The sequence below is a fragment of the Rheinheimera sp. UJ63 genome (genome assembly GCF_021568285.1).
Lineage (GTDB): Bacteria > Pseudomonadota > Gammaproteobacteria > Enterobacterales > Alteromonadaceae > Alishewanella > Alishewanella maricola.
Genome location: NZ_JAKGTQ010000005.1, coordinates 46946 through 73315 on the forward strand (window position 1 = coordinate 46946; position 26370 = coordinate 73315).

Annotated in this window: 26 protein-coding genes and 1 tRNA gene; 14 read left to right on the forward strand and 13 right to left on the reverse strand. The window is 46.1% G+C overall.

What is annotated here, in order from left to right; genetic code table 11:
• The first annotated feature begins 77 nt into the window (after positions 1 to 77).
• Entirely contained in the window at positions 78 to 1202 is a 1125-nt protein-coding gene (locus L1N97_RS13505) for an HD-GYP domain-containing protein (protein ID WP_236130149.1), read from the forward strand.
• Between the two features lies 1 nt (position 1203).
• Here the strand turns inward: L1N97_RS13505 and L1N97_RS13510 are convergent, their stop codons facing one another.
• Both L1N97_RS13510 and L1N97_RS13515 read right to left on the reverse strand, forming a co-directional pair.
• The gene (locus L1N97_RS13510; protein WP_229587108.1) at positions 1204 to 1914 is read right to left on the reverse strand and encodes a general secretion pathway protein GspB; all 711 of its coding nucleotides are present in this window, start codon (positions 1912 to 1914) and stop codon (positions 1204 to 1206) included.
• A 5-nt stretch (positions 1915 to 1919) separates the two neighbouring features.
• Positions 1920 to 2849 (reverse strand): ExeA family protein, encoded by a 930-nt coding sequence (locus tag L1N97_RS13515; RefSeq protein WP_236130150.1) that lies wholly within the window; start codon positions 2847 to 2849, stop codon positions 1920 to 1922.
• Between the two features lie 71 nt (positions 2850 to 2920).
• Between L1N97_RS13515 and L1N97_RS13520 the strand changes: the two genes are divergently transcribed.
• Positions 2921 to 4153, forward strand: a complete 1233-nt coding sequence (locus L1N97_RS13520; protein ID WP_236130250.1) for a multifunctional CCA addition/repair protein — start codon at positions 2921 to 2923, stop codon at positions 4151 to 4153.
• Here L1N97_RS13520 and L1N97_RS13525 read toward each other — a convergent pair.
• Genes L1N97_RS13525 through folB form a run of 3 tightly spaced genes read right to left on the reverse strand, consistent with a single transcriptional unit; the run spans position 4150 to position 5812 of the window.
• Positions 4150 to 4956, reverse strand: coding sequence for an undecaprenyl-diphosphate phosphatase (locus tag L1N97_RS13525; protein WP_236130151.1), 807 nt, complete (start codon positions 4954 to 4956; stop codon positions 4150 to 4152). The two genes, L1N97_RS13520 and L1N97_RS13525, sit on opposite strands and share 4 nt — an antisense overlap.
• Positions 4953 to 5447 carry a 2-amino-4-hydroxy-6-hydroxymethyldihydropteridine diphosphokinase gene (gene folK, locus L1N97_RS13530; protein WP_226751725.1) on the reverse strand — a complete coding sequence of 165 codons (495 nt, stop codon included), beginning with the start codon at positions 5445 to 5447 and terminating at the stop codon, positions 4953 to 4955. Before folK ends, L1N97_RS13525 begins: the two co-directional genes overlap by 4 nt.
• Positions 5447 to 5812, reverse strand: a complete 366-nt coding sequence (gene folB, locus L1N97_RS13535; RefSeq protein WP_226751724.1) for a dihydroneopterin aldolase — start codon at positions 5810 to 5812, stop codon at positions 5447 to 5449. Before folB ends, folK begins: the two co-directional genes overlap by 1 nt.
• A gap of 137 nt (positions 5813 to 5949) precedes the next feature.
• Here folB and plsY point away from each other — a divergent pair, with 137 nt between their 5' ends.
• The gene (plsY, locus tag L1N97_RS13540; RefSeq protein WP_229587069.1) at positions 5950 to 6555 is read left to right on the forward strand and encodes a glycerol-3-phosphate 1-O-acyltransferase PlsY; all 606 of its coding nucleotides are present in this window, start codon (positions 5950 to 5952) and stop codon (positions 6553 to 6555) included.
• Between the two features lie 13 nt (positions 6556 to 6568).
• Here the strand turns inward: plsY and tsaD are convergent, their stop codons facing one another.
• Both tsaD and L1N97_RS13550 read right to left on the reverse strand, forming a co-directional pair.
• Positions 6569 to 7582 (reverse strand): tRNA (adenosine(37)-N6)-threonylcarbamoyltransferase complex transferase subunit TsaD, encoded by a 1014-nt coding sequence (gene tsaD / locus L1N97_RS13545; protein ID WP_236130152.1) that lies wholly within the window; start codon positions 7580 to 7582, stop codon positions 6569 to 6571.
• 18 nt (positions 7583 to 7600) lie between these two features.
• Positions 7601 to 7810, reverse strand: coding sequence for a hypothetical protein (locus tag L1N97_RS13550; protein WP_229587024.1), 210 nt, complete (start codon positions 7808 to 7810; stop codon positions 7601 to 7603).
• 27 nt (positions 7811 to 7837) lie between these two features.
• On the opposite strand from L1N97_RS13550, the gene rpsU reads away from it, so the two are divergent.
• The 5 genes from rpsU to L1N97_RS13575 all read left to right on the forward strand — a co-directional run bounded on the left by rpsU (position 7838) and on the right by L1N97_RS13575 (position 13512).
• Positions 7838 to 8053, forward strand: coding sequence for a 30S ribosomal protein S21 (rpsU, locus tag L1N97_RS13555; RefSeq protein WP_189430033.1), 216 nt, complete (start codon positions 7838 to 7840; stop codon positions 8051 to 8053).
• A 147-nt stretch (positions 8054 to 8200) separates the two neighbouring features.
• Positions 8201 to 9961 (forward strand): DNA primase, encoded by a 1761-nt coding sequence (dnaG, locus tag L1N97_RS13560; RefSeq protein WP_236130153.1) that lies wholly within the window; start codon positions 8201 to 8203, stop codon positions 9959 to 9961.
• 85 nt (positions 9962 to 10046) lie between these two features.
• Complete coding sequence (gene rpoD, locus L1N97_RS13565; RefSeq protein ID WP_226751719.1) at positions 10047 to 11897, forward strand: RNA polymerase sigma factor RpoD; 1851 nt, start codon at positions 10047 to 10049, stop codon at positions 11895 to 11897.
• A 236-nt stretch (positions 11898 to 12133) separates the two neighbouring features.
• Positions 12134 to 12210: transfer RNA gene (locus L1N97_RS13570), tRNA-Ile, on the forward strand.
• Positions 12211 to 12756: 546 nt separating this feature from the next.
• Positions 12757 to 13512, forward strand: coding sequence for a reverse transcriptase domain-containing protein (locus L1N97_RS13575; RefSeq protein ID WP_236130154.1), 756 nt, complete (start codon positions 12757 to 12759; stop codon positions 13510 to 13512).
• Between the two features lie 249 nt (positions 13513 to 13761).
• Here the strand turns inward: L1N97_RS13575 and L1N97_RS17095 are convergent, their stop codons facing one another.
• From L1N97_RS17095 to L1N97_RS13585, 3 genes are all read right to left on the reverse strand, one after another.
• Entirely contained in the window at positions 13762 to 14007 is a 246-nt protein-coding gene (locus L1N97_RS17095; RefSeq protein ID WP_442967245.1) for an AAA family ATPase, read from the reverse strand.
• Between the two features lie 83 nt (positions 14008 to 14090).
• Positions 14091 to 15815, reverse strand: coding sequence for a DUF4041 domain-containing protein (locus L1N97_RS13580; RefSeq protein ID WP_236130155.1), 1725 nt, complete (start codon positions 15813 to 15815; stop codon positions 14091 to 14093).
• A gap of 358 nt (positions 15816 to 16173) precedes the next feature.
• Positions 16174 to 17061, reverse strand: a complete 888-nt coding sequence (locus L1N97_RS13585) for a LysR family transcriptional regulator (RefSeq protein WP_236130156.1) — start codon at positions 17059 to 17061, stop codon at positions 16174 to 16176.
• 169 nt (positions 17062 to 17230) lie between these two features.
• Here L1N97_RS13585 and L1N97_RS13590 point away from each other — a divergent pair, with 169 nt between their 5' ends.
• From L1N97_RS13590 to L1N97_RS13610, 5 genes are all read left to right on the forward strand, one after another.
• Positions 17231 to 18403 carry an MFS transporter gene (locus L1N97_RS13590; protein ID WP_229588140.1) on the forward strand — a complete coding sequence of 391 codons (1173 nt, stop codon included), beginning with the start codon at positions 17231 to 17233 and terminating at the stop codon, positions 18401 to 18403.
• Positions 18404 to 18446: 43 nt separating this feature from the next.
• Positions 18447 to 19388, forward strand: coding sequence for a TIGR03571 family LLM class oxidoreductase (locus L1N97_RS13595; RefSeq protein WP_236130157.1), 942 nt, complete (start codon positions 18447 to 18449; stop codon positions 19386 to 19388).
• A gap of 206 nt (positions 19389 to 19594) precedes the next feature.
• Positions 19595 to 19975, forward strand: coding sequence for a PA2779 family protein (locus L1N97_RS13600; RefSeq protein ID WP_229588136.1), 381 nt, complete (start codon positions 19595 to 19597; stop codon positions 19973 to 19975).
• Positions 19976 to 20965, forward strand: a complete 990-nt coding sequence (locus L1N97_RS13605; RefSeq protein ID WP_236130158.1) for a PA2778 family cysteine peptidase — start codon at positions 19976 to 19978, stop codon at positions 20963 to 20965.
• 451 nt (positions 20966 to 21416) lie between these two features.
• Positions 21417 to 23462 (forward strand): S9 family peptidase, encoded by a 2046-nt coding sequence (locus L1N97_RS13610; RefSeq protein WP_236130159.1) that lies wholly within the window; start codon positions 21417 to 21419, stop codon positions 23460 to 23462.
• Positions 23463 to 23616: 154 nt separating this feature from the next.
• On the opposite strand, the gene L1N97_RS13615 is transcribed toward L1N97_RS13610, so the two are convergent.
• From L1N97_RS13615 to L1N97_RS13625, 3 genes are all read right to left on the reverse strand, one after another.
• Entirely contained in the window at positions 23617 to 25068 is a 1452-nt protein-coding gene (locus L1N97_RS13615) for an NAD-dependent succinate-semialdehyde dehydrogenase (RefSeq protein WP_236130160.1), read from the reverse strand.
• Between the two features lie 61 nt (positions 25069 to 25129).
• A complete protein-coding gene (locus tag L1N97_RS13620) occupies positions 25130 to 25381 on the reverse strand; it encodes a TIGR03643 family protein (RefSeq protein ID WP_226751701.1) in 252 nt (83 codons plus the stop codon).
• A gap of 2 nt (positions 25382 to 25383) precedes the next feature.
• Complete coding sequence (locus L1N97_RS13625) at positions 25384 to 25746, reverse strand: DUF2237 family protein (RefSeq protein ID WP_229588128.1); 363 nt, start codon at positions 25744 to 25746, stop codon at positions 25384 to 25386.
• 91 nt (positions 25747 to 25837) lie between these two features.
• Between L1N97_RS13625 and L1N97_RS13630 the strand changes: the two genes are divergently transcribed.
• On the forward strand, positions 25838 to 26347 hold the full coding sequence (locus tag L1N97_RS13630) for a lipocalin family protein (RefSeq protein WP_236130161.1): 510 nt from the start codon (positions 25838 to 25840) through the stop codon (positions 26345 to 26347).
• The last annotated feature ends 23 nt before the right edge of the window (positions 26348 to 26370 follow it).

The window sequence follows — 26370 nt, forward strand, 5'->3', positions numbered from 1 at the left end:
AAATGCGGGCTTTTTGCTATGCTAGGAATACGACCTAGTTGAGTCTCATCACTTTTCACGGATGCAAAGATCATTAGATGCCATATCAAAGAGTGTCGATAGCCCAATTACAGCCCGGCAGCTATATTGTCAAAGTGCTGGAGCAAACCGGACAACTGGCCATCAAACATGCTGGCTTTGTCCGCACACGTGAAAGCATCCGCAATTTAAAAAATCAGGGCGTGCTTGTGGTTGCCATTGACCCGAGCAAACAACTGACCCCACGCCCAGTCGAAACAAAACCGCCACCACCTGAAAAAGAGCCCGAAGCATTTCGCGCAGTATTTGCCGAAGAGCAACCCAAAGCCGAGCGCAGTTTAGAGCAAACCAAAAAAACACAGCAGCAGGTGCTAAAAGCCGCCGCCAACGAAGAGCCTATTGATTTGAGCCTGGTACATGAAGTCAGTGCCGGATTATTTGATTCGGTTAGTCGCAATCCGGATGTTTTGCTGTATTTGACTCGTATCGCCGAAAAAAGCGATATGCTGCTACAACACTCCATTAACTGTGCCGTTTATATGGCCGCTTTCGCCCGTTTTTTAAATTTCCCCAAACACAAAGTCCAAAACCTGATCACGGCAGCCTTGTTACATGATGTGGGTAAAGCGCAACAGCCGATGCTGTTGCAACAACCCGATGCTAACGCCATTAGCACCAGTTTGATGGTGTTGCAGCAAAGCACGGCTTTGGCTGGCGAAGTGTCTTTTTGGATCAGCCAACATTGTGCCTTGTTAGATGGCAGTGGCTCACCGCCGCTCCAAGAACAACAAATCAGTAATGGTAGCCGTATGCTAACCATCGTTAATTTGTATGAGAAATTAAGTAATGTGCAAACCAGCTACGTGAATCCGCTTAATGTGATCCGGCAACTGATGGCGATGGCGCCAGCACAATTGGATAATAGTTTATTACAATTGTTCATTAAATGTATTGGCGTTTACCCGCCGGGTAGCGTGGTACGCTTAACGACTGGGCGGCTAGCCTTAGTACTGGAGAATAATCAGAAAAAGCCGACGTTGCCACGGGTAAAGGTGTTTTACCACAGTGTGCATCAGCATCATCTGCCGCCGCGAGTCATCGATTTATCGCGGCAGCAAGAAGAACAAATAGAAGGCTGTGTTGATTTAAGAAAATATGGTTTAGAAGTACGTAACTATTTGTAACTCACCACTCGCTTAACGCCCGCATACTAAAAAGTTGTTGGCCAAATTCGAGCAACACATATTGCGGTGTAATTTCCCGTAAGCGCACGTCAGCCGTGATCCATTGCCCTTCTTGTAATGATTTACCATTCACTTTCACCCAGCGCTGAGCGGGCTGGGTAGCAAAAACATGGGCTTCAAAACGTAACTTCGGTAATTGCCGCTGTAAAGTGAGATCCAGCATGGCGATATCTTGTGCCGGCGCACTGTGTGTTGTCAGATTATTCGAGGCAGAACGTGGATTACCTGCTGTTTCGGCCAGCGCACTGGCAAAACGCTCACGTAACTCAGCCGAGATTTCCGGATCGTTCACCGGCTCAGCTTGTGGCGTATTCGCTGTCACGGTTACCATCTGTGGCTCAGGCGCAAAACGCTCTGGCTCAGCGGCCGGTTCTGGCTCTGTTGTTGCAACCACCGGTGCTTCAACCGCTTTAGTCTCTAGGGTTTTTGCGATTAACGCTGGGCCTGCGGGTTGCGCCACCTCGGGGATCAGTGCGGCCGGTTGAGTCACATCGCTTGGCGATTGTTTGCTGGCTAACAGCATATAACCGGCTACAAAACCAAGGGTGGTGGCTAAAATTAAGGCAAGGCTAATTGCCACATTGCGCCAAAAGGTGGATGGCACCTGAGGCGCGGGTTGTTGCTGTTTTAACGCATCCATTAAAATGGACATAATCTTTACTCTCCGCGCAGTATCGGCACAATTTGTAGCGCCAATAAAAACCCGAACATTATACCTAATAGCGCTAACAGCGGCCATAACCAGTTAGGTAAAGCTTGTCGCTGACTTGTGGCTGGGTGACTAGGCAAAATTTCGGCTGCTGCCCGTTGCACATGTGTTAATTCGACTAACGCTTGCTGTTGACTATAAGCTGCTAATAACGCTCTGTCGGCGAGTAAATTCAATAACCGTGGAATACCGCCGCTTAATTCAAACAGTTTTTTTACCGCCTTGTCACTGAATACCGGTCGCTGGCAACCCGCCACTTGCAGACGATAACGCATATATTGCTGCACTTCGGCTAAATTAAGCGGCAATAAATGATAACGCGCCGTAATGCGCTGAGCTAATTGCCGTAAATCGTTACGTTGCAACAGCTGCTGTAATTCTGGCTGGCCAATTAAAATCACCTGCAGTAATTTCTTGGTATTTGTTTCTAAATTGGTGAGCAAGCGTAACTGTTCCAATACAGCAGGCTGTAAATGCTGGGCTTCATCAATAATTAAAATGGTTTTCTTGCCGGCATCATGGTTTTTTTGCAACCGTTGGGTAATTTTGTCGCCTAATAGTTTTAAGCTCGCATCGGTTTTGCGGTAACGAATTTTCAACTCGTCACAAATGGCCGCCAGTAATTCTAATTCCGATAACGTTGGGTTAAGAATAAACGCCACATCGGTGGTCTCGTCTAACTCTTGCAGCAAACTGCGTGAGACGGTCGTTTTACCGGTACCTACTTCGCCGGTCAGTAGCACAAAGCCGCCGGCATCCCCCAAGCCATAACGCAAATGGGCTAACGCTTCAGCATGACGTGGGCTGAGATACATAAAGTCGGGATTCGGCGCTATTGAAAATGGCGCACTGTTTAAACCAAAAAATCCGGTGTACATCACATTCCTTTAGCACTGCATTTCATCGCAAGGCAGGTATAATGGCAAAAAAACCAGCAGCAGGAAAGCTTGTGCAAATTTATCTTGTCGGCGGCGCAGTTCGCGATCAATTACTCGGTTACCCTTTTCACGAACGCGATTGGGTGGTTGTGGGGGCAACACCTGCAGAATTACTCAGCCAAGGCTACCAACAAGTCGGTAAAGACTTCCCGGTATTTCTGCACCCCAAAACGAAAGAGGAATATGCCTTAGCGCGCACAGAGCGCAAAGCGGGTTCAGGTTATACTGGTTTTACGGTATACGCCGCCCCAGATGTCACTTTGGAACAAGATTTAGCCCGGCGCGATCTGACCATCAATGCCATCGCCCAAGACGCTGCAGGAAACTATATTGATCCTTTTCACGGCCAGCGTGATATAGAGCAAAAACAGCTACGCCATGTCTCTGACGCCTTTGTTGAAGATCCGCTACGCGTGCTTCGTGTCGCGCGTTTTTATGCGCGTTATGCTCATCTGGGTTTTACTGTAGCGCCTGAAACCTTAGCACTGATGACACAGCTTAGTCAGCACGGTGAATTAACCACACTCAGTGCCGAGCGCGTTTGGGTTGAAACCGCTAAAGCGTTAAATACCGAGCAGCCTGCTGCTTATTTTCAGTTATTACAGCAATGTGGTGCACTGTCGGTATTGATGCCCGAACTTGCCGCACTTTGGGGCGTACCACAACCCGAGAAATGGCATCCAGAAATTGATAGCGGCATTCATAGCTTATTAGTGCTGCAACAAGCGGCCACGTTAAGTCAACGCTTAGATATCCGCTTTGCTGCTTTGGTGCATGATGTAGGGAAAGGGCTGACGCCAACAGCAGAATTACCCGCCCATCATGGTCATGAACATCGTGGTTTAGCGCTCATTACGGCGTTATGTAAAAGACTACGCGTACCCAACGACTGTCGCGATCTGGCATTGTTGGTCTGTGAATACCATCAACTGATCCATCGGGCAGCAGAACTTAATGCTAAAACCGTATTAAAACTGTTTAACGCTATCGATTTGTGGCGAAAGCCTGAGCGTTTGAGCGATATTTTACTGTGCTGTACCGCTGATTTACGCGGTAGAACAGGCTTTGAACAGGCAGACTACCCGCCCGCAGTGCTGTTACCCAAGCTGGCCGAAGCAGCGATGGCGGTAAGTGCAAAAGCCCTGATCGCACAGGGCATAACAGGGCCCGCCATTAAAGAGGCCTTGCAACAAGCACGCTTACAAGCCATTAGCCACGCACAACAAACGCTAAATGGTAATTAGCTCGCAGACAGGCTTAAAAACGCCATCAAGCCGATACCTAGCAACATGCGGTAAATGACAAAGGGCAACATGCCCATGCGGCTGATAATTTTTAAAAAGAAGTGAATACAAATGGTGGCACTGATAAAGGATAACAATACCCCTAACAAGATGCCGCCCACATCATACTCGGCTGGCTCACTGAGCAGTTTGCTGGCCTGATAGCCACCGCTGAGTACGATGATCGGGATCGACAGTAAAAATGAAAAACGCGCAGCGCTAACTTTATCTAAACCAATTAACATAGCCGCCGTCATGGTGATCCCCGAACGCGACGTACCCGGGATTAAGGCAATGGCTTGGGCAAAACCAATAAACAAAGTTTGCTTTAAGGTTAATGCATTCATCGGAATATGCTGTTTTGCCGTAACATCAGCCCACCATAGCGCCAAACCAAAAACGATGGTGGTGATAGCAATCACCCAAGGTGAACGTAAAAAGGTTTCAATTAAATCGGCCGCCAATAAGCCTGCCAAGGCTGCGGGGATCGTGGCTAAAATCACCCACCATGCCAACTTACTATCCGTGCTGTGGTTACCGCCTAGGCTTTTCACCCAACCCACAGTTAAATTGCCAATATCCTGTCGAAAATACAGCATCACTGCCAACAAGGTACCGACATGCACCGCGACATCAAAAGCAATACCCTGATCTTGCCAGCCCAAAACGGCAGAGGGCAAAATTAAATGGGCCGAAGAGGAAATAGGTAAAAACTCGGTTAATCCTTGGATTAAAGACAGGATAATAACTTCAATGGTACTCAAGTTGGCTCACTCCATGAAAATTCAACGGGCCATATTTTTTGGGATTGGTTGTAGCCCTGCCATAAAGCGGCATAGCTTAAACCGGTGGTAGGATGGATCTCATCTGCGGCAATTTCAGCCAAAGGCCACAGTACAAAAGCATTCTCGGTAATTTCTGCCCGAGGTAACACCACGGGTGAATCACAGATTTGCTGATCGTAGGTCAACAAATCTAAATCCAGAGTACGACCAGAAAACTTTTCGGCACCACGCACGCGACCAAATTGATCTTCAATGCGCTTTAATAAACTAATGCAATCAACAATAGATAAATCGGTGTCTGCACCGAGCACCATATTAAAAAAGTCATCGCCAACAAACCCCACGGCTTCACTTTGATAAACAGAAGATAACGTTACCGCACTCAGTTCACTGACTAAGGCGCGTACACCATGGCGCACATGAAAATCACGATTAATGTTAGAACCTACACTAATATAAATACGTGGCATCAGTGATTAACCTCTGGCGCAAAGCGCGTGATCTGTACCCCGACCGTTTGCGCTTGAGGCACCGCACCGGGTTTACTGACCGTCACTTCCACTTGGCTGGTACTAAATTCTGTTAATAACAATTGCGCCACGCGCTCAGCCACTGTTTCAATTAATTCAATAGGTTCGGCAGTAATCAACTCAATCACGCGGGCACTAATCACTGCATAATCAAGTGTTAAGCGAATATCATCTGCTTGAGCGGCAGCCCGCTGATCGGCGGTTAAGCGAAGATCTAACAGCAAGCGCTGCTTGATTGTTTTTTCCCAGTCGTACACGCCAATCACGGTATCAACCTGTAGCTGCTTGATAAAAACGATGTCCATCCAGTTAATTCCGCATTGCGTTATTTTTCGTTTCAGGTAGGCTGGTCGGATAGAATATATACAGCAACGCCCGTATTTTGCTGTCCGACAAATATGCCGCAATAGTATCGTAAAAAAGGGTGCTGAGGAACCATGGAATGACCCTGCTGATCTTGTTAATGATGCTTATTGCTTACCTGCTAGGTTCTATCTCTTCGGCTGTGCTGGTTTGCCAACTTTTTCGCTTACCTGACCCACGTTTTCACGGCTCGGGTAACCCTGGTACCACTAATGTGCTGCGCCTTGGCGGTAAATTCCCGGCCGTTTTGGTCTTAGTGTTCGATATTCTCAAAGGCACTATTCCGGTTTGGGGCTCTTATTTCTTAAAAATCGAACCGGTCTGGTTAGGGGCTGTGGGTATTTGCGCCTGTATCGGTCACATTTATCCGATATTTTTTGGTTTTAAAGGCGGAAAAGCCGTTGCCACCGCGTTAGGGGCAATGATGCCGATTGGCTTAGATTTAGCGGGTTTATTAATTGGCTCTTGGCTAACAGTGGTATTAGTAACGGGTTACTCTTCGCTGGGCGCAATAATGACCGTGGCTTTGGCACCGCTATTTACCTGGTGGATTAAACCTTTATATACCCTGCCGGTGTTTATGCTTAGCCTGCTGATTATTGCACGGCATCGTGAAAACATTTTACGCCTCTACCGCGGCCAAGAAAGTAAAATTTGGGATAAATCAAAACGGGTGCGTGAATAAGCACCCGAGATTTTTATAGCGCAGGTAACTGCTCTAGCGGCCAACGTGGCGTTACACCTATGGTTAAATCTTGCTGTTGCCCAGCCTTTAAACGCTGATAACCCGCAAACGCAATCATCGCGCCATTGTCAGTACAAAACTCCTTGCGCGGATAATACACCTTACCCCCTAAACTACTGAGCAGCTCGGCTAATTGGTGTTGCAGCGATTCATTCGCGCTAACCCCACCGGCAATCACTAAACGCTTATAGCCGGTTTCTGCCAAGGCACGACGGCATTTAATCAAAAGGGTATCAACCACTGCTTGCTGAAATGAGGCGGCAATATCAGCTTGCACCTGTAAAGCGTTGCCTTCTTTTTGAATCACCATAGAGGCAGCTGTTTTTAAACCGCTAAAACTAAAATCTAAACCAGGACGGTCAGTCATCGGCCGCGGGAATGGGTATTTTTTAGCATCGCCCGTTTTCGCTAACTTAGCCAGTAACGGGCCGCCAGGGTAATCTAAACCCATTAACTTCGCTGTTTTATCAAAAGCTTCACCGGCAGCATCATCAATTGACTCGCCCAGCAAACGGTATTGACCAATGCCCTCTACCGCCACTAATTGCGTATGGCCGCCCGACACTAATAACGCTAAAAACGGAAAGGCCGGTACGTCTTCTTCAAGCATGGGCGCCAGTAAATGCCCTTCCATATGATGCACCGCCAGCGCCGGTTTCTGCCATGCAAAAGCTAAGCTGCGTCCCAAAGTGGCCCCCACCAACAAGGCGCCAGCCAAACCTGGCCCCGCCGTATAAGCAACACCATCAATATCTGCCGCCGTTAAACCGGCTTCTTTTAAAGCTTGTTTAATCAAGGGTAAGGTTTTGCGCACATGATCGCGTGACGCTAACTCAGGCACCACGCCACCGTAATCAGCATGAATAGGGATTTGGCTGTATAACACATGGCTAAGCAGCCCTTTTTCACCATCATAAATGGCGATACCGGTTTCATCACAAGAGGTTTCGATACCTAATACACGCATTCTTAGAGCCTCAGCTGATTATTTGCGCCAAGCACGACGAAAAATGCAGAAAAACGCAAGCAGACGCTGTTTTTTTCCGTTATGATTGCCGCCCTGAAAACGCGCATTGTAACGGCTTGCAGCACCTATAGCCAGATGATCTGATTTAAGATCGCAGAAGCGCTTTACATCTGGGGCGCTTTTTGCGTAAAATACCGCACCATTTTTAATCGTATTGGTTAACGACAACCAGTTTTGGCCTGAGGTGAGAATTTAATGCCTGTAGTTAAAGTAAAAGAAAACGAACCCTTTGACGTAGCTTTACGTCGTTTCAAGCGCTCTTGTGAAAAAGCCGGCGTATTAGCAGACGTTCGTGCAAAAGAGTTCTATGAAAAACCAACTTGGATTCGTAAGCGTAAGAAAGCAGCAGCGGTAAAACGTCATGCTAAGAAGCTTTCTCGCGAAAACGCACGCCGTATCCGCCTGTACTAATCTACAGCTGCCGGTTATCGGTAGAAAGCGGAGTGCAGTGCTACTGCCAAGTTAATCACTTGCCGCTTTCGAAACATGCTTTATCTGCACACCGTGTTCTTGTAACACGGTTTGTCTTTTTCTGAAACAGCATTAAAAAGGACAAAAGTGGCAGGACAAATTCCCCGTCAATTTATCGATGATGTACTGGCTCGCACCGATATTGTTGAGCTAATCGATAAACGCGTACCGTTAAAAAAAGCAGGTAGTCGCAACTACACCGCTTGCTGCCCTTTTCATAACGAAAAAAGCCCCTCTTTTACGGTTAGCCCCGATAAGCAGTTTTATCATTGCTTTGGTTGTGGCGCGCACGGTAATGCCATCACCTTTATGATGGAGTTTGAGCAGCTAGAATTTGTTGAATCGATTGAAGAGCTTGCCAAAGATCTGCATATGGAAGTGCCGCGTGAGCAAGGCAACCAACCGCACAGGCCGGCACCGCAAGCCGATGATTATAGCTTGATGCAAAAAGCGGCTGATTTTTATCAGCAGCAGTTACAACAGCATAGTAAAGCAGCGGAAGTGCAAGCGTATTTAACTCGTCGTGGTTTAAGTGCCCAAACCGCTGCCGAATTTCAACTAGGCTATGCCCCAGAAAGCTGGGACGCGCTGCTGAAAGTACTCAGCGGCCAAGGTGGTAAAGCGATACGAGATCAGTTGTTGCAATTAAAACTGATCAGCCGGAATGAAAATGGCCGTGAGTTTGATTTTTTCCGTGACCGACTGATGTTTCCGATCCGCGATAAGCGCGGTCGAGTCATCGCTTTTGGTGGTCGAGTACTCGGTGATGGACAACCCAAATACCTTAATTCACCCGAAACAACCTTATTTCATAAAGGTCGGGAGCTTTACGGTTTATATGAAGCACGCCAACAACCTGGTCATCTAAGCCGACTGTTAGTGGTTGAAGGCTACATGGACGTTGTGGCACTGGCGGAACATGACATTCGCTTTGCTGTAGCCTGTTTAGGTACGGCGACCACTTCAGATCATATTAATACGTTGTTCCGCTATGCTCCGCAGGTAATTTGTTGTTACGACGGTGATCGCGCCGGTCGCGATGCAGCATGGCGCGCCTTACAAAATGCCTTGCCGCAATTAAAAGACGGTGTAGAACTTAACTTTGTGTTCTTACCTGATGGCGAAGATCCAGATTCGTTGGTACAAAAAGAAGGTAAAGAGGCCTTTTTGGCTCGCTTAGAGCAAGCACAACCGCTGTCACAATATTTATTCGAGCATTTGTTGGTGATGCATGATGTGGCGACTGATGCGGGTAAATCGGCACTGGCCAATAAAGGCGCTGAATTAATTAAACAAGTACCCGGCAGTTTTTACCGCGAGCAATTAACCGACAAACTGGATAACTTGTTAGGCCGTAAAACACAGCGGACTAAACCCAGCAACGCCAGGCCTGTAGCACCACGCCCAGCCAGTGCTAATCTAAAAATTACACCGATGCGTCGCGCCATGGCTTTGTTATTACAGTATCCGTCTTTAGCAAAGGTTATGCCCTACGCTCCCGAGCTGGCAACAGCAAGCATTCCTGGCATGAGCTTGTTATTAAAAATACAAGAACTGCTATTAGAAAAACCCGAGTTAACTACAGCTCAATTGTTGGAATACTGGCGAGATTTGCCTGAGCATGCCATCCTGTTAAAGTTAGCTACATGGGAGCATCAAATCGAACCGGAACAATTAAGTCAGGATTTTCTCGACACGTTTCACTCGATCGAAGATATATATTTACAACAACGGCTAGAAGCGTTGGAACGAAAAGATAAATTAAAACAACTAACACAAGCAGAACAACATGAGTATGTTTTGCTGTTAAGAGCTTTAAAAAGCAAAAAACCGCGAACAGTTGGCTAACGCGGCTGGCTAGAAAAGCCCCGCTTTGTTATAATCGCTAGTTCGCATTTTTAGATTAATCAACTTTGGTGGAAGATAAGTCTCTATGGAGCAAAGTCCTCAGTCGCAGTTAAAACTCCTGATCCTGAAAGGTAAAGAGCAAGGGTATCTAACCTTTGCTGAAGTTAACGATCACCTTCCACAAGACATTATCGATTCAGATCAGATCGAAGATATTGTTCGTATGATCAACGATATGGGCATTCAAGTGTACGAAACTGCACCTGATGCTGATGATCTGATCATGTCCGATGCCGCCGCCGATGAAGACGCTGCGGAAGAAGCTGCTCAAGCGCTAGTTAGCGTAGATAAAGAATTAGGTCGCACCACGGACCCCGTACGTATGTACATGCGTGAAATGGGTACCGTTGAGTTGTTGACTCGCGAAGGCGAGATCGTTATCGCTAAGCGGATCGAAGAAGGCATCAATCAGGTGCAAACTTCGGTTGCTGAATATCCTGAAGCCATTACTTACCTGTTAGAACAATGGGATAAGTTTGAAGCGGAAGAAATTCGCCTAAGTGACATTGTCTCTGCTTTTATTGATCCGAACGAAGTTGAAGAAGCACCTGTGATGGGTAGCAATATCGGCTCTGATTTACCTGAAGAACATCAGGATGACAGTAAAGATACCGACGACGACAGCGATGATGATAGCGACAGCGACGATAGCGATACAGATACGGGGCCTGATCCCGAAGTTGCTCGCGTTAAATTTGCTGAGTTGCGTACCCAATATGAAGTGACTCGTCACTCCATCGTACAAAACGGCCGCGAACACCCTACAACCAAAGAAGAAATTGAAAAACTGAGCGAAGTGTTTCGCTGTTTCCGCCTGGTGCCTAAGCAGTTCGATCGCTTAGTCAAAAACATGCGTGAAATGATGGACCGGGTACGAGTGCAAGAACGCTTAGTGATGAAACACTGCGTTGAATACGCCAAAATGCCGAAGAAAAACTTCGTGAAAGCCTTTACCGGTGCCGAAACTTCAACTGCTTGGTTATCAGCCGAGATCGCAGCCAATAAAGCCTACTCGCCTAAACTGCAAGAAATGCAGGAAGACTTAGTACGCAATATTGAAAAGCTGAAAAAAGTTGAAGAAGAAACTGGCCTAAGCATCTTTAAAATTAAAGATATCAACCGTCGCATGTCGATTGGTGAAGCGAAAGCTCGCCGCGCCAAAAAAGAAATGGTTGAAGCTAACTTACGTTTGGTTATCTCTATCGCCAAAAAATACACCAACCGTGGCTTACAATTCCTGGATTTAATTCAGGAAGGTAACATCGGCTTGATGAAGGCTGTAGATAAGTTCGAATACCGCCGTGGTTACAAGTTCTCAACCTACGCGACTTGGTGGATCCGTCAAGCGATCACCCGCTCTATTGCTGACCAAGCACGGACTATTCGTATTCCAGTGCATATGATTGAGACCATCAACAAACTTAATCGTATTTCACGGCAAATGCTGCAAGAAATGGGTCGCGAGCCATCACCTGAAGAATTATCAGAACGCATGCAAATGCCAGAAGATAAGATCCGCAAGGTGCTGAAAATTGCCAAAGAACCTATCTCAATGGAAACGCCCATTGGTGATGATGAAGATTCGCATTTAGGCGACTTTATCGAAGACGGTGCGGGTGAATCACCACTCGATTCCGCCACCATGGAAAGCTTGAAAAACGCTACCAACGAAGTGTTAGCCGGCTTAACCGCCCGCGAAGCCAAAGTTCTACGGATGCGGTTTGGTATTGATATGAATACCGACCATACCTTAGAAGAAGTAGGTAAACAGTTTGACGTAACACGCGAGCGTATCCGTCAAATTGAAGCGAAAGCGTTACGTAAACTGCGCCACCCTTCTCGCTCTGAAGTATTAAAAAGCTTCTTAGACGAGTAAGCACAACGCAAAAACAAAGGCGCCGATTGGTGCCTTTGTTATTTCTCGGCCATAAAGCCTAAAAAATCAGCAATTAACTTCACTTAGCCTAACAAGCCGGATGACAAAGCGCCGAAAAGTTTTTATACTGCCTGCGCTTTAAGTTACTTAGCATCAAGATGTTGAAATGGCCCCATAGCTTAGGTGAAAGGCGACCACTGTAAGTGGCGAGAAGTGATTTAACACATACATATAATGGCCCCATAGCTCAGTTGGTTAGAGCGCTCGACTCATAATCGATCGGTCGCTGGTTCGAGTCCAGCTGGGGCCACCATTCTTAAGGGCTTGTCGTTTTACCTTACTGCCTGAAAATAGCTCGGTGCTACCTCTGTGATACCGACATGCTATAACTCCATCACACATTTGTAAAACACTGCGTTTTTTCGGTGGCTTATTTCGCTTTCAGATTATTTTGACAACCTGAATAGCTAAACCTTCGAACTACCTGAGAACCCTCGATAGATCCGTTGATATTCTGGCGACAAGAACATACTATGAGATCTCACTCGACGTTAGGCAACTGGAGTAATCCCGCGCCTGACGCTCCACTTGTCACTGTGTGATGCTACTTGGCGCGCTGTACGTACTCGTTGCATACAGTCGCCCTTAGTTAATTAGGCCACGCGCTTTGCGCTAGGACCAGTCGGGTGTGAATGTGGAGGGACATAGTTATGAAAAATAAATCTAACTATGGCCTAGTTAAGGAACGCTTGATTATCGCGATTCTAGCAACAAAATTGGTTACTACCGTTTTGAAGCTGCTTCAAGAAATCGTTGTGTTCATTAACGTGGCTTTTAATTACAAGAACTGTTACAGAATATGTTTTCAAGACGTTGGGACAATAAATTTTTACTTAAAAAGGACCTTTGGGTTTATGTCCCTAGTGATGAGATGTATGCATTCGGCAAAAAAATTCATACCACTTTGTCAATGCGTTGGAAAAGGCCAGCAAACTATTATCACCTCATCGCCGGTGGCCATGTAGCAGCATTAAAGTACCATCAGTCTGACTCATATTTTGCAAAATTCGATATAAAGAACTTTTTTAACAGTATCAGTAAAACACGAATCACACGCTCAATAAAAAGTCTGGTCGGATATTCAGCTGCAAGGGAAATAGCAACAGTTTCAACCGTTCCAGTATCACATCAGCAGAGTTTCAGTCACTGCCTCCCTTATGGCTTTGTTCAGTCGCCAATTTTGGCTTCCATTTGCTTAAGAGACAGCTATCTTGGACGTCTGATAGAACGAAAATTTAAGAGCTGTAAAATTAGTGTCTATATGGATGACATAGTAATTTCGGGAAATTCGGAGAGCGATGTTGATGCACTTCTTAATGAACTCTTGAGTGCTGCGTCAAAATCACATTTTGAAGTTAACCCATCAAAAGTCAGACTCACCTCACATACCCTTGAAAGCTTTAATATCGAGTTATCTCAACAGACATTGAACATAACAGCTGATAGGCTTGATGCGTTTAAACAAGAGATCTTGAACACTGAAAACCAAGCAAAAATTGATGCAATTATCGGTTACGTGAAAACAGTAAACATCAGTCAAGCTGGCTCACTTTAAAATATTTAGTTCTGGAATCACCTAAACCATAAACTTGAGTTGGCTGTTTAAGGCAGATGACAGCGCATGCCAGTTCTTAAGAAAATCAGCTATCAAGTCACTAGGTTTCATATTTGCATTAGGAAACCAGTTATCAAAAGCTGATTTGCAGCTCTGTTTATAAAGCTGCGCGTACGCGGAACGCACGACTATCCTCGAAGGCTTCAGACGATAAACCCTAATGTTCGTGTAGTGGTCAAGTAAAATTGGCTACAGTTTTATAGTAAAGCCAGTATCTTTTCTCTGACTCAATTGGCTGTGAAATATCGTGCAGATGAAAATCTGAATCAGAAAAGTGTACTGTCGTCGAGCTCCCATGGCCAAATATAAAGCATCAATGATTGTAGATTTACCAGAGTCTCCTGGACCAATTAAACAATTAACTCTGGGCTTTGGCGACCAAAAAAGCTCTCGCACACCTCGGAAATTTTTTATCTCAACATATCTAACCAGCATTAAAGAATCCCTTTGTGAAATGTGCGAACGCTAAGATAAAATTTGGCATGACAAATTCCCATGTACGGTAAATTTAATGCAATTTACTCCAACTCTTCTTCAATTTCTTCGGCGTCAGAAAAATCTGGTTCAAACTCCAACTGGTGGCGCATCCACTCAGCAGCTACGGCTGGGTCGCTTTCAATCAGCTTCTCTATTTCAAGTGTTTCCCTGTACTGAGCGGCTGAGGCGGCCATTGTCCAACTACAGTTGTGGCCGCGTTCTTCAACATGGGTTCTGATATCAGCTATACCAATTTTGAAAAACTCTTTTTTGGGGTTTATTTTATTCATCTGAGCCCGAAAGAAGTATCGATGTAAGTCTCGCTCAAGTGCGGGAGCATCTTCACTCCAGATCATCGCATGTACATCAAACGGGAATGGGACACTAGCGTCGCCAAGTTCCCGAACCCGATCAAGTGGCTCGAGCCGTCGTGTCATGCCGACTTTATAGACGTTTTCACCGAATGAGCCGACATTAGAGATCACGTAAACATGGCCAGTTTTGGTTTGCTGCGCCATAGATAATGCGCGTTGGTTTCTCGCTTCAGCTTCAGTCAGTTTACCCTGAAGTTCACTCAGCATTAGCTCGTATTCAGCCCGTTGCTCTTCAGTAGCCTTCTCAAGCTGGGTACGCATTTTATCAACAGCCTTTTGTATTGCAGCTTCTTCTTTCGCAGCATCTTTAATGGCGCGTTCAATCTCACGCCGAGCTTTCTGCTCTTCTCTTATCTGATCTCGTATTCTGCGCTGCTCTTCCCGCTCGTTTTCCCGCACCACATTGACCGCTGTAATCCAGTGCAGCTCATCAATCCGGGCCGCTAGGTATTCATCAGTAATTCGGGCACTTCTGAAAGCTTTACCGTTGTGATTAACAAGTGATGCTGCATCGCGTATTTCAGCTTCCAACTTGCCAAAGTTATCTGTTTTGGAGCGCGATAAGATCGAATCAACCTTCCCGTTAAACGCATCAATAACAAAGTTGATAGCTGTTTTAGCCCGGCCTTTTTCAACATAATCACAGGTGGCCGCACGCTCGGTAGTCACAAGCAACTTTGTCCGCTCTCTTGCTAGTTTTAACTCCCGGCCTGCATCGTCAAAAGCGTACATTTCTGCTAACTCGTCAAGCAAACCATAAGTGGGCTTCATATGCTCATCGCCATAGCCGTTCACGACGTTTTTCAATGCCTGTATCACACTCTCCAACCGGTCAGCTTCCCGCAAGGCCCGGTAAGCATCACCGGCAACTTGTTCGGCGCTGGCTTCTGCCTTGGCGATTATAATTGCCGCTTGTGCATTGGCTTCAGCCAGGAGAGCAGCTGATCGTTCTCGTTTCGACTTAGTATCAGCGTTAGTGTCTCGCCGAAGCACATCGGCTTCCAACTGGGCTTTAGCAATTATCGAACTAGCCTCATTGTTGGCTCGCTGAAGTAAATCGGTGATTTGTTGCTGGCATTCGTTTTCTCGGGCAAGAATTTCAGCCTTTAAACGATCAAGCTCTAAAGTGGTATCCCGAACATAAGTAAACTGAGATAACGACTTAACCTCGGCGATTAAGTCGGCAACCTGGCTGGTAAGTTTGTCCCTTACAGATTGAAGTGACGCAAAATCTTGAGTTAATGCAGTGTGAGTTAACTTAAGGTCAGTGTATTCCTCAGTTTTCTGCTTTAAGCTGCTTTCATAAGAATCACGGTTAACCGTAAGCCGTCTAATCAGTTCAATTATGATAATAAAAAAGACAATGGCAATTACAACACTCAACTTGTCCATAAGCACTCCGTTTCACTTCCATATAGAGATGTTAATTTTGGCCCTATAAGCCAAACATTTAATACCATATCACCAATCAGAATTTACTCAAGCAACAATAAACACCAGAAATACAATAGGGTGCAGTTCAGAAAACACTTGCGGGTGTGTCAGAATTATTTAGAGTAAAATTTGGCATGCCAAATTCCTTTTTGAGGAACGCAGGTTATCCATTGGCAATCCTGGAGAGTACATAAACACTGGCAATCTTTGTCCGATGGCAGAGTTAAGGCCATTTATTTACAGGCATTAGCTTTGACGATTACTCATGGAATATGTTTTGACATAAGGCCTGCAACAGCAACACGGTGTGAACATTTTATAAACTAAATTTCTTTGAGAAAAAGTTAACAAACGCCGAAATTCTCGACGATACCGCCGAGTTTTTATAATAGACCGCGTGGATCTCTTCGCGAGGATTAGGGGAAGTGACTGTGCCGGGTAGCAACTCTACTAGGCGGTTATTCTCGAGGTCTTTTCTGATCATGAAGTTTGATAGCAATGCTATACCATTGCCGTTTAAGGCAAGCTGTCTTAACGCTTCACCGTTACTTGCGGTAATTCTGGGGCGTAATTCGATGTCTTCCTTTAAAAACCAATTATTTAGCTTTGGCGAATCAGCAAAACCGATTAAAGCATGGTGTTTGAGTTCAGACAGGTGTTTTGGAATGCGGGTCTTCGTTAAATATCGTGGGCTCGCAACGATATGCAGTGTACTGTTACCCAGTTTTTTTGCATGTAAATTGGAGTCTGCCAACTTACCGATCCGAATGGCAACATCGGTCTTCTTTTCAATTAAATCAATAATATTTTCATTTGAAATAAGGTCTAATTGAATGTCTGGATACGCTATTTGAAAGTCTTCAATATAAGGGATAACTTGATGAAATAGAAAAGGGCTTGCGGCATCTACCCTTAATCGCCCTTTCGGCACACCTTTAAGGTTATTTAATTCTTCTTCTCCTCGGCTAAGCATATCTAAGCCTTCTTTGGCATATTTCAGAAACAGATGCCCTTCCTCTGACAGCTCTATTCTTCTCGTACTGCGGTTTAGTAAGGTAACGGCTAACTCTTTTTCTAAACGCGCAATTGAGCGTGATATTGTTGCCACTTGCGTATTAAGCAAGTTTGCCGCTGCGGTAAAACTCCCACAATCGACAACCGTAATAAAGTTCTCTAGATCTTCCGTTTTCGCTTTTACCATCATGGAATAGCTCTTTGTTATAACAATCTAGAAGTCACTTTATAATAAATACCGCAATAAATCCCAGCTTATTATTGCAATTTTGTCAAAAGTGTTTTGTCTTTAATACTGTTTTTGCAAGTACCTCAATAGTTGAAAATCGCCTTACTGAAACTACTTGAGGATTATAGATATGCCCTTAGCATTACTCGCACTGACATTAAGTGCATTTGCAATAGGAACGACTGAATTCGTTATTGTTGGTCTTATCCCAACCATAGCGGCTGATTTAGGCGTTTCTTTACCATCCGCTGGCTTACTGATTAGTTTATACGCGCTAGGTGTAGCAATTGGTGCCCCAGTACTGACCGCTTTAACTGGCCGCTGGAATAGAAAGTCAGTATTACTCACGCTCATGGCACTTTTCGTTATGGGTAACTTACTTGCTTGGCAAGCGCCAAGTTACGAAACGCTTATTATTGCTCGCATATTAACAGGGCTTGCACATGGTGTGTTTTTTTCCATCGGTTCCACTATTGCTACGAGTTTAGTCAGCAAAGATAAAGAAGCGAGCGCCATCGCCATCATGTTTACAGGTTTAACGGTAGCTTTAGTGACGGGTGTACCTCTAGGTACTTGGATCGGTCAAGAGTTAGGCTGGAGAGCGACTTTTTTAATTGTCTCCATACTGGGGTTTGTGGCTTTGATTGGGAGCGCAATCCTTGTTCCATCGAACTTAAAGCAAGCGGCGCCGGCAAAGTTATCCGAACAACTTAAAGTGTTAACCCAACCAAGATTGCTGCTGGTTTATGCAATGACGGCTGTTGGTTACGGCGGTACTTTTGTCGCGTTTACCTACTTAGCGCCTATTTTGGAACAAGTATCAGGTTTCGAATCAAGCTCAATTGGCTTAATTATGCTGGTATATGGTGTTTCGGTGGCGTTCGGAAATATTTGGGGCGGTAAGCTTGCAGATAAAATGGGCCCGATAAAGGCGCTACATATCATCTTCACTGCACTTGCCGTGGTGCTGTTCGCTTTTACGTTCACCGCAGGAAACCAAATTGGTGCCGTGTTAACTGTACTTATTTGGGGGGCATTCGCCTTCGGTAACGTCCCTGGATTACAGGTATATGTTGTGCAACTTGCTGAGAAATACACTCCAAATGCCGTTGATGTCGCTTCAGGTCTTAATATTGCGGCATTTAATGTGGGCATTGCCATAGGTTCGATTATTGGCGGCATGGTGGTAGAAGATATGGCGCTGATTGACACACCTTGGATCGGTGCATTGATTGTGGTGTTCGCCATTATTCTGACCAGAGTGTCTGGTTTCTTAGATGCTCGTGATCAAGCAAAAGTCTAGTCATCAATAAAGTGGGGGCGAGCCCCCCATCAAGGATACTGATATGGGTTTTGATAAGTTACAGCAACTTGGATTTTCAATAGGAGTTGAGTTGCCTCTGGACAATGATTGGTCAAAGGATGGGCAAATAAAGAGAATGCGCGATAAAAGAGCCTTTGGTGTACCCGATATGGCTCTGCATAAAGAGCGAGTTGTATTAGCGGATGAATTGGGTTTTAGCACTGCATGGGTTAGAGACGTTCCGTTGTACGATCCCAATTTTGGTGATGCGGCTCAAGTTTTTGAGGCATTCACTTACTTGGGGTTCTTAGCTGGCGTTACTAAGAACATTTTACTTGGCACTGCCGCAATAGTGTTGCCTCTTAGACAACCTTGGCTGGTCAAGAAAGCCGCTAATACTGTTATGGAGCTAAGTGACAACCGATTAATACTCGGTGTTGCAAGCGGCGATAGGCCATCTGAATATCCTCTTTTTAAAGTGGATTATAGTTCTCGCGGGGAGTTATTTAGAAACGCAGTGCAAGTCATTAAAAACACGGCAGCTTCAAAACTTGAGGCTGGCCAAGCGATCCTTCCGCATGTTCCTGCATACCCACTCTATGTTGCAGGTCTTGCACAACAAACCCCTGAATGGATTGGCGCTCACTTAGATGGATGGTTGGCCTACCCCGGTACGCCTGAAGATCATTGCCAAAGAGTTGAACTTTGGCGAAGTGTTGCAGGGGATAAACCTTATGTAAGTTTTATCCATCTAGACTTTATCGATAACCCAAATGCACCAATAGAACGACATCGCTTTGGTGTTAAAACAGGAATTAACGGTTTAATCGAAGAACTTTCAGCGATGAAAGCGGCAGGCGTTAACCATATCGGGCTGCACTTTAGACGGAATGACGCGTCGGTTGAAGAAAGTATGAACGCTATTGCTGAATATGTACTTCCTCATTTTCATGTAAATACGGATAAAAAATGTATTTACAAGTAAGGCACAAGTTAATTGCTGACACCTAGCCAACATTGCTGCATCTGAGCGTCGTAAAGATGAGCACTTTACGACTTGAAAAAACACACACTATTGCAGAGCAATCCGCTATCGACTACTCTCTAAGGGCTTCAGCATTTTTGCTTCCTTATGACTTTTTCATTTAAAGCAGATTTAACCTGATAAACAACGCATTAAGGATATATTTCATGATGAAAAACGTATTAAAAGTCGGCATTATCAGTTCGATGTTAATTCTGGGTATGGGCCACGCAACCGCTGGTGTTTATAGCTCTAGCCAGGTCATTGAGAGCCAGCAATATCAGTTTAATAAGCAGCAAGTGTTATCATTTGTAAATAACGCCGATGTGCAAAGCAAACTCGTTGAGTTAGGCGTTAGCCCTGCGGATGCGGAAAAGCGCATTGCGAATATGACCAGTGAAGAATTAGCCGCGTTAAACGCACAGTTAAATGATATGCCCGCGGGCGGTGTTATTGGTACCGTAATCACGGTATTAGTTGTTGTTGCGGTTTTAGATTTAATGGGCTTAACCGACGTATATCCGTTTATTCGCCCTATCGGCCGATAAGTGTTGTTACGTAAGCTACTGCAGACCAGCCCTTGGGCTGGTTTTATTTTGACCGTATTGTTACTGTCGGCTTGTCAAACGCCGCCACAAACTCAACAATTACTGCGCGAACCACCCAACATCACTTTTTCTCATCTGATCGCGCAAGTGCCCTTTTATCCACAACAACAATTTTACTGTGGCCCAACCACCTTAGCGGAAGTGGCCAATTTTCATGGGGTTGAGGCGTCACCGGATACTATCGCGGCCCATACCTTTACCCCGGGTCTTGAAGGTACCTTGCAAATTGAAATGGCCGCAGCCACTCGGCAATTTGGGCTGGTTGCTTATCAGCAACGTGGCAGCATGCAACAATTATTGCAGCTACTGGCGGAAGATATTCCGGTTATTGTGTTACAGAACAATTCTGTAGCTTGGCTGCCACAGTGGCATTATGCCGTAGCGATTGGGTACGATTTGAGTAAGGCAGAAATCATCTTACATAGCGGCGTTACCGCAGTGCATCGCTTGAACTTCGCCACTTTTGAGCGCACTTGGCAACGCGGTAAATACTGGATGCTGGCCATGTTACCTAGCCACATCACCAGCCCGCACTTAGACCCTTTTATTTATAGCAAAGCTTGCCATGATTTACTGAACACGCAACAAGCGGCAGCCGGTGTAGCTGCACTAATTAGTGCCACACAGCAATGGCCTGATTACTGGCTACCTTATTTTTTATTAGGGAATCATTATTTTAATAGCCAACCCAACTACGCGGCACAATGGTTTGCTAAAGGCTTACCTTACGCCAAAAATGAAGTGAGTTATTTAAACAACTACGCGATGTTATCAAGCGAACTAGGCTGCCAGCGTAAAGCCATCGCCCTGATCAATATGGCACTGCAGTTAGCACCACAAGACGCTAACTTGCTGGATAGTCAGCAGCAAATTTTATCTGCCGATTTAAGTCAGGAAAATCTTGCGGCATGTTTAGTTGATTTGAAGTAGCACATAGTTAACGTTGCAAAACTGAACACCGCGCTGTCAACCACGAAAACAGGGATGTTTGAAATGATCAAGAAAACCGTCTTTTTACTCACGTTTATGTTGTTGGGTTGTAGCCATACAGCTTTCAAACAAGTAGAAAAGGTTACAGCCACGAACCGATAGCTGGCCCGCCGAAAACTCAGGTTTTAAACCCACCCTGCTTAGTTAGCGTTTTACCCGAGCCAGCCGTATCGTGCTAAACACTCAGCGGATTGGTATTAGCTTTAAACCGCTATTTTTTGCTGGGTTTTATCGTAACAGTCAACAATTAGCACTTCTGAATTGCTGGCGATACCCCAAATGCAGTTTACTTACAGTTATCTCGTTATTCCGCAACTTCAACTGATCTGATCTTGTCTGTTACACCATACCCTATATGGTAAATCTAATCCTGTTAATCTCTCGAGGTTTTATGAACATTTTCCCGATGCTTGCACTCGCCACTGCGCTAGGTGTTGCGCCCGCAATAGCGGCTAGCACCACCCCATTTCAAGCTGAAGATATTTTTAAACTGGCGGCGGCGAATGATGTACAGATCTCGCCTGATGGCAAATACATTGTTTATGTGCGCCAACAGAACAACATTATGACGGATCGTACCGAGAGTAACCTATGGTTAATCGAGGTCGCAAGCGGCAAGCACTCGCCGCTCTTTGCCGATAAGTTCAGTTACAGCCAACCACGCTGGGCCCCCGACAGTAAACGCATTGCCTTTGTCTCGGATCGTGATGGCAGCAGCCAAATCTACGTGCACTGGCTAGCAGAACAAAAAACCGCAGCCATTAGCCAACTGCAAGTGCGCCCCTCGCAACTGAGTTGGTCTCCTGATGGTAAGCGCATTGCATTTATGGCTGAAGTGAGCGCCCCCACTACCGATTTTGCGAAAAGTGTTTATCAACCGAAAAAACCGGCTGGAGCGAATTGGTCGCAAAGCCCCATCGTGGTAGAACGCACTTATTATCAGGCCGATGGCCGAGGTGTTATGCGCTCTGCGTATAACCAGTTATTTGTCTTACCCAGTGAAGGCGGTGTAGAGCAGCAACTCACTGAAGGCCCTTATGCGCATCGCGGGCCAGTTGTTTGGACCAAAGATAACAATAACCTGATTTTCTCGGCTAACCGTAATGCCGACTGGGAATATCAAAGCAACCAAGGCGATCTGTATAAAGTTAGCATTAACAACCAGCAACTGACTCAATTAACCCGCCTTGATGGTGCAGAAAGCGAACCCGCTTTATCACCCGACGGTAAAACCTTGGCCTTTACCTTTAGCAGCCCAGCTGCCGTTTCTTACAGCAACACTAAACTTAAATTGTTAGCGTTAGATTCAGGTAAATTCAGCGATCTTGCCGCCAACTTGGATCGCAGTGTTGAAAGCCCTAACTGGGTCGACAACAGCACTTTAGTGTTTCAATATGCTGATCAAGGCCAAACTAAAGTAGCGCAAATCAGTACCCGTGATCGCATGACCGACTTGGTTAACGATCTCGGCGGTACCTCATTAGGTCGGCCTTATTTAAGCGGCATGTTCAGTGTGGCCAACGACGGCACCTTGGCTTACACCCAAGGCACTAGCCAACGTCCTGCAGAAGTGGCGGTGTTTAATGATAAACGCAGTCGCACTTTAACCCGTTTAAATAGTGGCTTGTTATCGCAGCGACAGCTCGGTCAGGTACAAGAAATTCGTTATACCTCTTCTGCAGGCAATGAAGAAATTCAGGGCTGGTATATTACCCCGCCGAATTTTGACCCAAACAAAAAATACCCGCTGTTAGTCGAAATTCATGGTGGCCCACACCTAGCCTATGGCCCACAGTTCGCCGCTGAATTACAGCGCTATGCAGCTGAAGGTTATGTGGTGTTTTATAACAATTATCGCGGCAGTACCGGTTATGGCGAACGCTTTGCCATGCTGTTGCACTTTAATTATTCATCAGAGTTTGATTATCAAGATCATATGTCAGGCGTTGACGCGATGATTGCCAAAGGCTTTATCGATGAAAACAATCTGTACATTGCTGGCGGCTCAGCCGGCGGTATTGCCACGGCTTATGCCGTGGGGCTAACCGATCGTTTTAACGCAGCCGCCGCCACGAACCCGGTGGTGAACTGGACCACCAAGGTACTGACTGCTGATAGCTATATTGGGCAAATTCAGAACCAATTTCCTGGGGTGCCTTGGGAGCATCAAGCCCATTATTGGCAGCGTTCACCGTTATCTTTAGTCGGCAATGTGAAAACGCCGGTACTGCTGTTTACCGGTGAGAAAGACCGCCGCACGCCCATTTCCGAAACAGAGCAGTATTATCAAGCATTAAAGCTGCGCCAAGTGGATACTGCGATGGTGCGGGTGCCTGATGCTTATCATGGTGTGACTAATCGGCCATCTTGGATGATTGCGAAGGTAGAGCATGCGCTAGCCTGGTTTAAGCGTTATCAAAAAGCGCCAGCGCAGTAAGTCCACGTTCATTCGCGCGAAAACGAAAACCGGCACCTAAGCTCATCACTTAAGTGCCGGTTTTTTTATCACAAGAGCGACTATCTCACTATCGGCTAAGGCGCTTTTGGAGTAAACAAGCCATTAGCTGAGCAACGATTTATCCATCCCCCGTTTAAAGCCCACCAAGGTACAAATACTTTAAATCGGTATAATCATCTAGCCCGTATTTTGACCCTTCACGCCCATATCCTGACTGCTTGATGCCACCAAAAGGTGCCGCAGCATTAGAGATAATGCCTTCATTAATACCCAGCATGCCAAATTGTAAGGCATCGGCCACACGAAACACTTGCGCTAAATCTTGGCTGTAAAAATAACCCGCCAAGCCATATTCAGTGGCATTGGCAAGTTGTATCGCTTGCGCCTCGCTGTTAAAACTACTGATGGCCACGACCGGGCCAAAGATCTCTTGTTGTGCTATTTCCATATCAGCACGAACATCGGTTAATACTGTGGCAGGGTAAAATAAACTATCCACGGCTTGGCGCTGACCGCCACAATGCAAGACAGAACCTGCTGCCAAGGCTTTTTCAACCAACTGCTCTACTTTTTGGATGGCTTTTTCGTCAATTAAGGGGCCAATTTGCGCGCCCTCTTGCTCGCCAGCGGCCATTTTTAGTGCCTTCACTTTGGGTAATAGCATCGCTAAAAAGTCTGGTAACACGCTTTCTTCAACTAAAATACGATTGGCGCACACACAGGTTTGGCCGGCATTACGAAACTTCGCCGCCAGCAGGCCTGTTACCGCTTGCTCTAAGTCGGCATGGGCAAACACAATAAAAGGCGCATTGCCACCAAGCTCCATGCTCACCCGTTTTACTCCTGTCGCGCATTGTTGTAGCAGTTTTTTACCAACGGCAGTTGAACCGGTAAAGCTGAATTTATTCACCTTGGGATGTTGCGTGAGCACCTCACCCATACCCTGTGCATCAGTGCCAATCAGCACGTTAAAGATACCTGATGGCACACCGGCCTGCTGCGCTAACTCGGCACAGGCTAAAGCAGATAATGGCGTTTGCTGTGCTACCTTGACCACAAAACTACAGCCGGCTGCTAAGGCGGCAGCGGCTTTGCGCATCATCATGGCATTGGGGAAATTCCAAGGGGTGATCGCAGTCACAACGCCCACTGGCTGTCGCTGCACTAAAATGCGTTTATCTGAGGCCGGTGCAGGGATCAGGTCGCCGTAAAGTCGTTTCGCTTCTTCGGCAAACCATTGCAGGTAAGAAGCACCATATTCGATTTCTGCCGCCGCTTCCGTTAGCGGTTTGCCTTGTTCTAAAGTGAGTAGCAGGGCTAAATCAGTTTTATGCTGCAACAACAACTGCTGCCAGCGCAATAATACTGAGGCTCGCTGTTGAGCCGGTTGGGCAGCCCAGGCGGCTTGGGCCGCCGCCGCAGCGACTACCGCAACCTCTGCCATGTCGGCATTAGCGCCTTGCACGTCCAGCAGCACCTGTTGTGTTGCAGGGTTTGTTACGGCAAAACTATCAGGGCCGGCTTGCCATTGGCCATTAATAAAGGAACAGGTTTTCAGTAAACTCGCATCTACGTTAGTCAGCATCGCATCGGTCTCCTTGTATCGCGACTAACCAGCCTAGACGTTCAGCCCACAGGAAACAACCCTAACGCTTATATTGTGTTGGACAATACGCCCGACTAACGGCGGGATCACGTAACTGTAAATGTTTCGTTTTACGGCCCGTTACTCGCGCTCGCCATAGCCGAAAACTTCCGGCTTTGAGTGTTTTGCGCATTAATTTAATCACCGCACTTTCATTTAAGCCATACAGCCCTTCGATCGCCTCAAACGGCGTACGATCTTCCCAAGCCATTTCGACAATACGAGAGACATCTTCTTCAGATAAGGTCTGCATCGTTACTCCTTAAGCGCATACTGCTGATACAACGCTAATTCGGCAAACTGCAGTGCTTTGCTATGACAAGCCGATAGCTTTAATAAGGGCGCAACGCCGGCCTGCTCGGCTTCTAACCAACGCATGGCACAAAGACACCAAAAATCGCCCGGTTGTAAGCCTGGGAAATGCCACTCGGGCCGGGGCGTAGTCAGATCATTGCCCTGACTTAAGGTAAAAGCTAAAAACTCACTGCTGATTTGACCACACAGCACATGACTACCGCTATCTTGTGCGGTTGTTTTGCAAAAACCATCACGAAAATAGCCAGTCATCGGTGAGTAGCAACACGCTTCTAGCGCACCGCCAAGAATATTTTTGTCCATATCATCTGCTTTTTGACACTGTTAAGCTTGTTAAACGTATAGAATCGCCGAGTCGATTAATCATCTGCGAAATATTTAAACAGGAGTGGTTATGCGTTTTTTCTGGATCTTCATCTTTTTTTTGACCAGCTGTACCTCGGTACCTGATGGCGTAACGCCGGTGCAACCTTTTGAGCTAGAGCGCTATCTTGGTACCTGGCATGAAATTGCCCGGTTAGATCATTCTTTTGAGCGAGGCTTAACCCAAGTTACCGCAGAATATCAACGGCGTGATGATGGTGGTGTGAGTGTTATTAACCGTGGCTACGATGCTAAAAAACAACGCTGGAACACCGCTAATGGCAAAGCTTACTTTGTGGAAGCCGCTGATGTTGGCCGCTTAAAAGTGTCGTTTTTTGGGCCTTTTTATGGCGGCTATAATATCGCCATGTTAGATGCCGATTATCAAATTGCCTTGGTAATAGGCCCTAATACGGATTACGCTTGGCTACTGGCACGCCAACCGCAATTAACGGCGGCAGAATGTGCGCCTTTCTTAAAAGAAGCCGAACGGATCGGGGTGGCGACTGACGATTGGATTTGGATTGGCAGCTGCAAATAGTGCGCTGGCCCAAGAAAAAGCCG

Bases quoted from the DNA above. Each gene is read 5' to 3' on its own strand.
- L1N97_RS13610 (WP_236130159.1), top strand. From the start codon at position 21,417: ATGAACATTTTCCCGATGCTTGCACTCGCCACTGCGCTAGGTGTTGCG.
- L1N97_RS13515 (WP_236130150.1), bottom strand. From the start codon at position 2,849: ATGTACACCGGATTTTTTGGTTTAAACAGTGCGCCATTTTCAATAGCG.
- rpoD (WP_226751719.1), top strand. From the start codon at position 10,047: ATGGAGCAAAGTCCTCAGTCGCAGTTAAAACTCCTGATCCTGAAAGGT.
- L1N97_RS13585 (WP_236130156.1), bottom strand. From the start codon at position 17,061: ATGATGGTAAAAGCGAAAACGGAAGATCTAGAGAACTTTATTACGGTT.
- L1N97_RS13615 (WP_236130160.1), bottom strand. From the start codon at position 25,068: ATGCTGACTAACGTAGATGCGAGTTTACTGAAAACCTGTTCCTTTATT.
- L1N97_RS17095 (WP_442967245.1), bottom strand. From the start codon at position 14,007: ATGCTGGTTAGATATGTTGAGATAAAAAATTTCCGAGGTGTGCGAGAG.
- L1N97_RS13620 (WP_226751701.1), bottom strand. From the start codon at position 25,381: ATGCAGACCTTATCTGAAGAAGATGTCTCTCGTATTGTCGAAATGGCT.
- plsY (WP_229587069.1), top strand. From the start codon at position 5,950: ATGACCCTGCTGATCTTGTTAATGATGCTTATTGCTTACCTGCTAGGT.
- rpsU (WP_189430033.1), top strand. From the start codon at position 7,838: ATGCCTGTAGTTAAAGTAAAAGAAAACGAACCCTTTGACGTAGCTTTA.
- L1N97_RS13580 (WP_236130155.1), bottom strand. From the start codon at position 15,815: ATGGACAAGTTGAGTGTTGTAATTGCCATTGTCTTTTTTATTATCATA.
- folB (WP_226751724.1), bottom strand. From the start codon at position 5,812: ATGGACATCGTTTTTATCAAGCAGCTACAGGTTGATACCGTGATTGGC.
- folK (WP_226751725.1), bottom strand. From the start codon at position 5,447: ATGCCACGTATTTATATTAGTGTAGGTTCTAACATTAATCGTGATTTT.
- L1N97_RS13625 (WP_229588128.1), bottom strand. From the start codon at position 25,746: ATGGACAAAAATATTCTTGGCGGTGCGCTAGAAGCGTGTTGCTACTCA.
- tsaD (WP_236130152.1), bottom strand. From the start codon at position 7,582: ATGCGTGTATTAGGTATCGAAACCTCTTGTGATGAAACCGGTATCGCC.
- L1N97_RS13595 (WP_236130157.1), top strand. From the start codon at position 18,447: ATGGGTTTTGATAAGTTACAGCAACTTGGATTTTCAATAGGAGTTGAG.
- L1N97_RS13575 (WP_236130154.1), top strand. From the start codon at position 12,757: ATGTTTTCAAGACGTTGGGACAATAAATTTTTACTTAAAAAGGACCTT.
- L1N97_RS13590 (WP_229588140.1), top strand. From the start codon at position 17,231: ATGCCCTTAGCATTACTCGCACTGACATTAAGTGCATTTGCAATAGGA.
- L1N97_RS13510 (WP_229587108.1), bottom strand. From the start codon at position 1,914: ATGTCCATTTTAATGGATGCGTTAAAACAGCAACAACCCGCGCCTCAG.
- L1N97_RS13600 (WP_229588136.1), top strand. From the start codon at position 19,595: ATGATGAAAAACGTATTAAAAGTCGGCATTATCAGTTCGATGTTAATT.
- L1N97_RS13505 (WP_236130149.1), top strand. From the start codon at position 78: ATGCCATATCAAAGAGTGTCGATAGCCCAATTACAGCCCGGCAGCTAT.
- L1N97_RS13630 (WP_236130161.1), top strand. From the start codon at position 25,838: ATGCGTTTTTTCTGGATCTTCATCTTTTTTTTGACCAGCTGTACCTCG.